Annotated in this window: 8 protein-coding genes; 2 read left to right on the top strand and 6 right to left on the bottom strand. The window is 71.9% G+C overall.

Translation table 11 applies throughout. The features are described from left to right. Positions 1–68: 68 nt before the first annotated feature. From AY578_RS11730 to AY578_RS11705, 6 genes are all read right to left on the bottom strand, one after another. Positions 69–941: a siderophore-interacting protein gene (locus AY578_RS11730; RefSeq protein ID WP_136238512.1), complete on the bottom strand. Its 873-nt coding sequence runs from the start codon at positions 939–941 to the stop codon at positions 69–71. Between the two features lie 68 nt (positions 942–1,009). Then, the gene (locus AY578_RS11725; protein ID WP_136238511.1) at positions 1,010–2,053 is read right to left on the bottom strand and encodes an ABC transporter substrate-binding protein; all 1,044 of its coding nucleotides are present in this window, start codon (positions 2,051–2,053) and stop codon (positions 1,010–1,012) included. Between the two features lie 198 nt (positions 2,054–2,251). Next, a complete protein-coding gene (locus AY578_RS11720) occupies positions 2,252–3,412 on the bottom strand; it encodes an acyl-CoA dehydrogenase family protein (RefSeq protein WP_136238510.1) in 1,161 nt (386 codons plus the stop codon). Between the two features lie 4 nt (positions 3,413–3,416). Continuing rightward, complete coding sequence (locus tag AY578_RS11715) at positions 3,417–4,364, bottom strand: hydroxymethylglutaryl-CoA lyase (protein WP_019525189.1); 948 nt, start codon at positions 4,362–4,364, stop codon at positions 3,417–3,419. Continuing rightward, positions 4,361–6,385, bottom strand: a complete 2,025-nt coding sequence (locus AY578_RS11710) for an acetyl/propionyl/methylcrotonyl-CoA carboxylase subunit alpha (protein WP_019525190.1) — start codon at positions 6,383–6,385, stop codon at positions 4,361–4,363. Before AY578_RS11710 ends, AY578_RS11715 begins: the two co-directional genes overlap by 4 nt. A 26-nt stretch (positions 6,386–6,411) precedes the next feature. Next, a complete protein-coding gene (locus AY578_RS11705) occupies positions 6,412–8,064 on the bottom strand; it encodes a carboxyl transferase domain-containing protein (RefSeq protein ID WP_026243871.1) in 1,653 nt (550 codons plus the stop codon). 86 nt (positions 8,065–8,150) lie between these two features. On the opposite strand from AY578_RS11705, the gene AY578_RS11700 reads away from it, so the two are divergent. After that, positions 8,151–8,753 (top strand): SACE_7040 family transcriptional regulator, encoded by a 603-nt coding sequence (locus AY578_RS11700; protein WP_136238509.1) that lies wholly within the window; start codon positions 8,151–8,153, stop codon positions 8,751–8,753. Positions 8,754–8,891: 138 nt separating this feature from the next. Continuing rightward, positions 8,892–10,049 (top strand): acyl-CoA dehydrogenase family protein, encoded by a 1,158-nt coding sequence (locus AY578_RS11695; protein ID WP_019525193.1) that lies wholly within the window; start codon positions 8,892–8,894, stop codon positions 10,047–10,049. The last annotated feature ends 26 nt before the right edge of the window (positions 10,050–10,075 follow it).

Genomic DNA, 10,075 nt, shown 5'->3' with positions numbered 1-10,075 from the left:
TCCCGTTTCCGCCGTGACCGTCGTCACGTCCTCAACGGGACGCCACGAAGCCTCAACTTGCTTACGGCTCAAGCCTGTTCGCGGAGCTGTTCCTCCGTCAGGCCGCGCCGCCAGTAGCCCACGAACGTCACCCGGCGGCGGTCGACACCACGCTCCCGGACGAAGTGCCGGCGCAGCTGCTTCACATGGCCGGACTCCCCGGCGATCCACACGTAGGCGTGCTCGGGGAAGGGGAGGGCGGTCTGCCGGACGGCGTCCAGGGCCAGCGGGGTCTCCGGGGAGGCGGCGCCCTCCCGCACGAACCAGGTGATCTCCGCGTCCGCGGCGGTCGGCAGCTCCTGGACGTCCCCGGCGTGCGGCACCTCCAGCCATACCCGGGCGCGGACGCCGGGCGGGAGGGTCTCCAGGACGGCGGCCGCGGCGGGCAGGGCGGTCTCGTCGGCCCACAGCAGCACCGTCGAGGCGTCCTCGGGCAGGCGGAAGCGGATCGCGCGGTTGTCGGCGATCGCGGGGCCGAGCAGCAGCACCCGGTCGCCCGCCGTGGCACGGGCGGCCCAGCGGGACGCGGGACCGGCCTCGGCGGACGGGCCCGCCTCCGCGCCGACGCCGTGCAGCACGAAGTCGACGTCGATCTCGGTCGTCCGCCCCAGGGCGTCCGCGCGCAGCGCCCGCAGCGTGTACGAGCGCATCACCGCCCGTACGTCGTCGGGCAGTTCGCGCCAGCCCTGCCACCAGCCGTCACCCAGCTCCAGCGGGACGACCGGCGCGTCCTGCCCCGGGTGGGGCAGGAACAGTGACAGGGACTGGTCCCGTCCGTCGGAGCGGAAGTCGCGCAGTTCCGGCCCGGTGAAGGTGACCCGGACCAGCGACGGGCCGAGCCGCCGCGTCCCGGCGACCTGAAGGGCGAAGAAACGGAACGGGGCGGCCACGGCAGTCGTCACGGCGTACTCCTGCAAGTCGGGGGCGGCCGGCCCTTACGGGGGGACCGGCGCGGGGGACCGTGCGAGGGTCAGCTGACCTTCTTGGCCTTCTCGATGGCCTCGGCGAGCGCCTCCACGGGCGCCACGCACTTGTCGTAGGACAGGATCGGCTCGGTGGAACGGGCGATGACCTGACCGGCCTTGACGGCGGGCAGCTGCTTCCAGGTCGCCTCGGTGATGTCGGCGGGCTGGATGGCCGAGGAGCGGTCGTCCATCAGGATCACGTCGGCCTTGTACTTGTCGACGTTCTCCCAGCTCAGGCTCTCGAACCAGCCGCCGGTGGCCTTCTTGGCCTCCTCCGTCGGCTCCACGAAGTTCACGCCGAGGGCCTTGAAGTACTCCAGGTCGACGGAGAGGTTGCTGCCGGAGACGTAGAACAGCTCGGGGCTCGCGGAGCCGACCAGCACCTTGATCTCGGGCTTGGCCTTGGCGGCCTTGCGCAGCCGCTCCGAGGCCGCCTCGAACCGCTTCTTGGCGTCGGTGACCTTCGCGGCCGTCATGTCGGCGCCGAGCGACTCGGCCAGCTCCCACATCCGCTGCAGCGGGCCGGTGAGCTGACGGTCGAACACGGAGATGCCGACGCTGGGCGCGAGCTTGGCGATCTTGTCCTTGGACGCCTCGGGGACGTACCAGAGGGTGCCGGCGTCGTCGAACATCGTGGAGATCAGGACGTCGGGCGCGAGGGCCGCGTACTTCTCGACGTTGAACTGGTCCCAGACGTTGCCCAGGACCGTCACCTTGGTGACGTCCATGTCGCCCGCCTGGACGTCCGCCTTGCCGTCCTTGGTGGTGGTCGGGCCGAACACGCCCTTGACCTCGATGCCGTAGTCGTACAGCGCGGCGGCCACACCCGTGAACGCGACGATGTTCTTGGGCGCCTCGTCGAGCTTCACCGTGGTGCCGCGGTCGTCCTTGAACGTCCAGGGACCGGACGCGGCGGAGCCCTTCGTGTCCGCGCCGCCGTCCTTCGCGTCGTCGTCCCCGCAGGCGGTGAGCACGGCGCCGAGCCCCAGCGCGCCGCCGGCGGCGAGCAGTCCACGACGGGAGAAACGGGCGGTTCTGGCGTTCGACATGGAAGGGTCTGCTTTCGTGCGTACGGGACCGATGTGCAAACAGCGTTAGGTTAGCCTAACCAAACGATCTGTCCAGAGGGTGTTCGGGGTTCCCTGTCCGGCTTACGCCGGTTCCGCGCCGTGATTCGGGTCACCCGGCCGCACGACGACGGCCCGCGCCGGGGTGGCGCGGGCCGTTCATTCATGGGGAGCGGTGGCTCAGCCCGCCAGGCCCAACTCCCGTGCGATGAGCATCCGCTGGACCTCGCTCGTGCCCTCGCCGATCTCCAGGATCTTCGAGTCGCGCCACATGCGGGCCACCGGGTACTCGTTCATGAAGCCGTAGCCGCCGTGGATCTGCGTCGCGTCGCGCGCGTTGTCCACGGCCACCGTGGAGGAGTACAGCTTGGCCAGCGCCGCCTCCTTCTTGAACGGCTCGCCCGCCACCAGCCTGCTGGCCGCGTCCCGCCACGCGAGGCGCGCCGTGTGCGCCTTCATCTCCATGTCGGCGATCTTGAACTGGATCGCCTGGTTGGCGCCGATCGGACGCCCGAACGCGTGCCGCTCCTTGGCGTACTTCACCGACTCGTCCACACAGCCCTGCGCGAGACCCGTGGCGAGCGCGGCGATGGCGATGCGGCCCTCGTCGAGGATGCGCAGGAACTGGGCGTAGCCGCGGCCCTCCTGGCCCAGCAGGTTGGCCGCCGGGACGCGCACGTCCTGGAAGGACAGCTCACGGGTGTCCGAGGCGTTCCAGCCGACCTTCGAGTACGGCGCCGCCACCGTGAAGCCCGGGGTGCCGGACGGGACGATGATCGACGATATCCGCGGCTTCCCGTCGGGCTTGCGGCCGGTGACGGCGGTGACGGTGACCAGACCCGTGATGTCCGTGCCGGAGTTGGTGATGAAGCACTTGGTGCCGTTGACGACCCACTCGCCGGTCGCCTCGTCCAGGCGGGCCGTGGTCCGGGTCGCGCCCGCGTCGCTGCCGCCGTCCGGCTCGGTCAGACCGAACGCGCCGAGTATCTCGCCCGAGCACAGCCGGGGCAGCCACTCGCGCTTCTGCTCCTCGGTGCCGAACAGGTGCAGCGGCATGGCGCCCAGCGAGACGCCCGCCTCCAGGGTGATGGCCACCGAGGAGTCCACGCGGGCCAGTTCCTCCAGGGCCACGCCGAGCGCGAAGTAGTCGCCGCCCATGCCGCCGTACTCCTCCGGGAACGGCAGCCCGAACAGCCCCATGCGGCCCATCTCGCGCACGATCTCGTACGGGAACTCGTGCCGCTCGTAGAAGTCGCCGATCTTCGGCGCCACCACGTCGTGCGCGAACTCCTCCACCGTGCGTCGGAGTTCGTCGAGTTCGGGGGAGAGCTTGTGGTCCATGTCGTCACTGCTCCTGGTGGGAGAGGGCTCGTACGGTGCGGGACGGGCTGGGCCGGCCCAGGTGGGCGGCCATCCAGACGCTTGTGGCGACCAGACGGCCGAGGTCGACCCCGGTGTCGATGCCGAGGCCCCGCAGCATCCACACGAGGTCTTCGGTGGCGAGATTGCCGGTGGCGGACTTCGCGTACGGGCAGCCGCCCAGCCCGCCCGCCGAGGCGTCGACCGTGGCGACGCCCTGCTGGAGCGCGGCCAGGGTGTTGGACAGCGCCTGGCCGTAGGTGTCGTGGAAGTGCACGCCCAGTGCGGGGACGGGCACGCCCGCCTCCGTGAGCGCGCGGATCAGGGCCGTCACATGGCCCGGGGTCGCCACCCCGATGGTGTCGCCGAGGCTCAGCTCGTCGCAGCCCAGGTCGAGCAGCGCCCGGCACACCTTCACCACCTGGGGGACCGGGACCGCGCCCTCCCAGGGGTCGCCGAAGCACATCGAGAGGTATCCGCGCACATGGACGCCCTGCTCCTTGGCGCGGGCCACCACCGGCTCGAACATGGCCAGCGACTCGTCCACCGTGCGGTTGAGGTTGGCCTTGGCGAAGGACTCCGTGGCGCTGGCGAACACCGCCACCCGGCGGGCGCCCAGCGCCAGCGCACGGTCCAGGCCGCGCTCGTTGGGCACCAGCACCGGCAGCTCGACCGGCAGGTCCGACACCGCCGGGTACAGGTCCTCGGCGTCCGCGAGCTGCGGCACCCACTTCGGGTGCACGAAGCTCGTCGCCTCGATCGTCGTCAGGCCCGTGCCGGCCAGCCGGCGGACGAACTCCGCCTTCACCGCCGTCGGCACGATCTGCTTCTCGTTCTGCAGGCCGTCGCGGGCGCCCACCTCGTGGATCCGCACCCGCGCGGGCAGCCCCTCGGCCGGTACGGCCATGGGCAGGCCCAGCTCGCTCACGTTCATGCCGTCTCCCCTTCCGCCGGTTCCGCGGTCTCCACGGGCGCGATGACCGCGAGCACCTGGTCCATGGCGACCGTCGTGCCCGGGGACACGTCCAGCTCCGTGACCGTGCCGGCGTGCGGGGCCGAGATGACGTGCTCCATCTTCATCGCCTCCACCACCAGCAGGCTCTGGCCCGCGTCCACCTCGTCGCCGACGGCGACCTTCACCACCGTCACCGTGCCCGGCATCGGCGCGGTCAGCGAGTCGGCGCCCGCCTGACCCGCCCGGGTGAGGGACGCGGCGACCGGGTCGTGGTCCCGCACCTGCCAGGCGTCGCCGTCCCGGCCCAGCCAGGAACCGTCGGGCAGGGCGGCGAAGGTGTGCGCGACGCCGTCCAGCGCACAGGTGAACCGGTGTCCCTCCAACGGCCCCGCGGACGCCCGCAGCGGGGTGTCCGCGCCGGGCAGCAGCAGCTCCGTGCCGCCGTCGGCCGTGGCCCGCACCCGTACGGTCACCGGGTCGTGGCCCGCCACCCGCAGAGGGTGCGCCGTCCAGGCCCGGCCGCCGCCCATCCGCCAGCCGTCGGCGGCGTCGAACGGGTCACGCCAGCCGGGACCCGCGGCGGGTTCGAGGGCGGCCTGGCGCAGCAGCGCCGCCGCCGCGTACACCTCGGCCGGCACCTCGCCGCCGACCAGGGAGTCCGCCTCCCGCTCCACCAGACCGGTGTCCAGCTCGCCCGACACGACCGCCGGGTGCGCCAGCAGCCGCCGCAGGAAGCCCGCGTTGGTCTGCACGCCCAGCGTCACCGTCTCCGCGAGCGCCGCCCGCAGCCTGCGCAGCGCGGTCGCCCGGTCGGGGCCGTACGCGATCACCTTGGAGAGCATCGGGTCGTAGAGGCTGCCGACCTCCGTGCCCTCGCTCAGCCCGGAGTCCGTGCGCACACCGTCGCCCTGCGGCTCGCGCAGCCGCAGCACCGTGCCGCCGGAGGGCAGGAAGCCGCGCGCCGGGTCCTCGGCGCACAGCCGCGCCTCGACCGCGTGTCCGGTGAGCCGTACGTCGTCCTGCCCGAACGCCAGCCGCTCGCCGGCCGCGACCCGCAGCTGCCACTCCACCAGGTCGAGCCCCGTGATCAGCTCGGTGACCGGGTGCTCCACCTGGAGCCGGGTGTTCATCTCCATGAAGTAGTACGCCGACGGGTCGTCGCCCGGGACGATGAACTCCACCGTGCCCGCGCCCCGGTAGCCGCAGGAGCGGGCCGCCTGCACGGCCGCCTCGCCCATCGCCGCCCTGACCTTCTCGTCGAGGAGCACACTGGGCGCCTCCTCGACGATCTTCTGGTGCCGGCGCTGGAGCGAGCACTCGCGCTCGCCCAGATGCACCACGTTGCCGTGGCCGTCGGCCAGCACCTGGATCTCGATGTGCCGGGGCCGGTCGATCCACCGCTCCACCAGCAGCGTGTCGTCGCCGAAGGAGGCGCGGGCCTCACGCCGGGCCGCGGCGATCTCGTCCGCGAGGCGCGTCTCGTCCCGCACCAGGCGCATGCCCTTGCCGCCGCCGCCCGCCGACGGCTTCAGCAGCACCGGCATGCCGATCTCCCGGGCCGCGTCGACGAGCTGCGCGTCCGTCAGCCCGCTGCCGCTGGAGCCGGGCACCACCGGCACCCCGGCCGCCTGCACCGTCTCCTTGGCGCGGATCTTGTCGCCCATCAGGGCGATGGCCTCCGCCGGCGGCCCGATGAAGGCGAGCCCCGCCGCCTCGCAGGCCCGCGCGAACTCCGCGTTCTCCGCGAGGAAGCCGTACCCCGGGTGCACCGCCCGCGCGCCGGTGCGGGCGGCCGCCTCCAGCAGCCGCTCCGCCGACAGATAGCTCTCGGCCGCAGGCGCCGGGCCGATCCGCACCGCCGTGTCGGCCTCCCGTACGTGCCGGGCGTCCGCGTCCGCGTCCGAGTACACCGCCACCGAGCGCACGCCCAGCGACCGCAGCGTGCGCACCACACGGACGGCGATCTCGCCCCGGTTCGCCACCAGCACCGTGTCGAACATCTGATCAGTCATCGTCAGGGGTCCCCTCACATCCGGAAGACGCCGAACTGGGGGTCACCCAGGGGCGCGTTGGCGCACGCGGTCAGGGCCAGCCCCAGCACCTGCCGGGTGTCCATCGGGTCGATCACGCCGTCGTCCCAGAGGCGGGCCGTCGCGTAGTAGGCGTTCCCCTGGCGCTCGTACTGGGCGCGGATCGGGGCCTTGAACGCCTCTTCCTCGTCCGCCGGCCACTCCTCGCCGCGCGCCTCCAGCTGGTCCCGCTTGACGGTCGCGAGGACCGAGGCGGCCTGCTCGCCGCCCATCACCGAGATCTTGGCGTTCGGCCACATCCACAGGAAGCGGGGGGAGTAGGCCCGGCCGCACATCGAGTAGTTGCCCGCGCCGTAGGAGCCGCCGACCACGACGGTCAGCTTCGGCACGCGCGTGCAGGCCACCGCCGTGACCATCTTGGCGCCGTGCTTGGCGATGCCGCCCGCCTCGTAGTCCCGGCCGACCATGAAGCCCGAGATGTTCTGCAGGAACACCAGGGGGATGCCGCGCTGGTCGCACAGCTCGATGAAGTGCGCGCCCTTCTGGGCGGACTCCGAGAACAGGATGCCGTTGTTGGCGACGATCCCCACCGGGTGGCCGTGGATGTGGGCGAAGCCGGTGACCAGGGTCTGCCCGTACTCCGACTTGAACTCCGCGAACCGCGAGCCGTCCACGACGCGCGCGATGATCTCGCGGACGTCGTAAGGCGTGCGGGAGTCCACCGGCACCGCGCCGTACAGCCCCGCCGGGTCCACCTTGGGCTCGGCGACCGGCTCCACCCGCCACGGCAGCTGACCGCGCCCGGGCAGCGTGGAGACGATCTGGCGCACGATCCGCAGCGCGTGCGCGTCGTCCTCGGCGAGATGGTCGGTCACCCCGGACACCCGCGAGTGGACCTCGCCGCCGCCCAGCTCCTCCGCCGTGACCACCTCACCGGTGGCCGCCTTCACCAGCGGCGGGCCGCCGAGGAAGATCGTGCCCTGATTGCGGACGATCACCGCCTCGTCGCTCATCGCGGGCACGTACGCCCCGCCGGCCGTGCAGGAGCCGAGCACCGCCGCGATCTGCGGGATACCGGCGCCGGACATCCGGGCCTGGTTGTAGAAGATGCGGCCGAAGTGGTCCCGGTCGGGGAAGACCTCGTCCTGCATCGGCAGGAAGGCGCCGCCGGAGTCCACCAGATAGACGCAGGGCAGCCGGTTGTCCAGGGCCACCTCCTGCGCGCGCAGGTGCTTCTTCACGGTCATCGGGTAGTACGTGCCGCCCTTGACGGTGGCGTCGTTGGCGACGACCACGCACTCGCGGCCCGCGACCCGGCCGATTCCGGCGATCACCCCGGCCGCCGGCGCCTGCCCGTCGTACATCCCGTCGGCGGCCAGCGGGGCCAGCTCCAGGAAGGGCGAGCCGGGGTCCAGGAGGGTGTCCACCCGGTCGCGCGGGAGCAGCTTCCCGCGCGCGGTGTGACGGGCGCGCGCCCGCTCGCCGCCGCCGAGTGCCGCCGCGGCCAGCTTGCCGCGCAGCTCCCCGACGAGGGCGCGGTGCGCCTCCTCGTTGGCCCGAAAGGCCTCTGACGCGGGATCTTCCCCCACGCTCGAAAGAACTCGCGCGGGGGCACCCCCGTCGCTGTGAAGCTCCGGTGCCTCATGCATCCTGCGGGTCCCCTCACGTGTTAATGAGCGTTAACGCGTTTCCTTCAGGTTAACGACCGCTAACCTCCCTGTCTAGAATCGTCTTCATGGCCACCAGAACCGATGCCCCCACCCGCCGAGAGCAGATCCTCAAGGAGGCCGCACGGCTCTTCGCCGAGCGGGGCTTCCACGGGGTCGGCGTCGACGAGATAGGCGCCGCCGTCGGCATCAGCGGGCCCGGGCTCTACCGGCACTTCGCGGGCAAGGACGCGATGCTGGCGGAGCTGCTGGTCGGCATCAGCGAGTCGCTCCTGACCGGGGCGAAGCGGCGGCTCTCCGATGCGGACGCGGCCGGGGTGGCTCCCGAGGCGGTCCTCGACTCGCTGATCGAGGGGCACATCGACTTCGCGCTCGACGACCGCCCGCTCATCACCCTGCACGACCGTGAGCTGGACCGCCTCCGGGACGCCGACCGCAAGCTGGTGCGCCAGCTCCAGCGGCAGTACGTCGAGCTGTGGGTGGGCGTCGTACGCCGCCTCTACCCGGACCTCGCCGAGCCCGCCGCCCGCTCGGCGGTCCACTCGGTCTTCGGCCTCCTCAACTCCACCCCGCACCTCACCCGCCCGGGCTCCCTCCCGGACCGCGCGGGCACGGCGGAGCTGCTGCACCGGATGGCACGGGGGGCGTTCGCGGCGGCGGCGGGGGCCTGAGGGGAGGCGGGGTCCGCTTCAAGGGCCCCGCGGAGTGACGAGCGTTACGGGGTGCCCGGTCTGGACGGGTGCGGATACTCGCCGGTACCTTTCTCTGAGCAAGCGCTTAGACATGCCCAGGCTGCGGAGGTGGCGGCAGTGCGCCGTACGATTTTCAACGAGGATCACGAGGCGTTCCGGGAGACCATCCGGGCCTTCATCGAGGCCGAGGTCGTCCCCGTCTACGACGAGTGGTTCGCGGCCGGACAGGCGCCCCGCGACTTCTACTACAAGCTCGGTGAGCTGGGCATCTTCGGCATCAGCGTGCCGGAGGAGTTCGGCGGCGCGGGCATGGACACCCACAAGTTCGAGGCCGTCCTCTACGAGGAGACGGCCCGCGCGGGCGTCCAGTTCGGCGGTTCCGGCGTGCACGTGCTGCTCGCCCTGCCGTACATCAAGATGCTCGGCACCGACGAGCAGAAGAAGCGGTACCTCCCGAAGTTCGTCACCGGCGAGGAGATGTGGGCCATCGCGATGACCGAGCCGGGCACCGGCTCGGACCTCGCGGGCATGAAGACCACCGCCAAGCTGAGCGAGGACGGCACCCACTACGTCCTCAACGGCGCCAAGACCTTCATCACCGGCGGCGTGCACGCCGACAAGGTGATCGTCTGCGCCCGCACCGCGGCCCCCACCGCCGAGGACCGCCGCCACGGCATCTCCCTCTTCGTCGTGGACACCAAGTCCGAGGGCTACTCCGTCGGCCGCAAGCTCGACAAGCTCGGCCTGCGCACCTCCGACACCGCCGAGCTGGCGTTCGTCGACGTGAAGGTCGCCGCCGAGGACCTGCTCGGCGAGGAGAACAAGGGCTTCTACTACCTCGGCCACAACCTGGCCTCCGAGCGCTGGGGCATCGCCTACGGCGCCTACGCCCAGGCCAAGGCCGCCGTCCGGTTCGCCAAGCAGTACGTGCAGGAGCGCACCGTCTTCGGCAAGCCGGTCGCGCACTTCCAGAACACGAAGTTCGAGCTGGCCGCCTGCCAGGCCGAGGTGGACGCCGCCGAGGCCGTCGCCGACCGCGCCACCGAGGCCCTGGACGCCGGCGAGCTCACGCCCGCCGAGGCCGCCAGCGCCAAGCTGTTCTGCACCGAGGTCGCCCACCGCGTCATCGACCGCTGCCTCCAGCTGCACGGCGGCTACGGCTACATGAACGAGTACCCGATCGCCCGCCTGTACGCGGACAACCGGGTCAACCGCATCTACGGCGGCACCAGCGAGATCATGAAGACGATCATCGCGAAGGACATGGGCCTGTAAGGTCCCGGAAATCCCTGCCGTATACA

The sequence above is a fragment of the Streptomyces thermocarboxydus genome, from assembly GCF_024760485.1.
Taxonomy (GTDB): Bacteria; Actinomycetota; Actinomycetes; order Streptomycetales; family Streptomycetaceae; genus Streptomyces; species Streptomyces cellulosae.
Note: the sequence above shows the minus strand (reverse complement) of the source record. Positions and strands in the feature narration are given on the sequence as shown.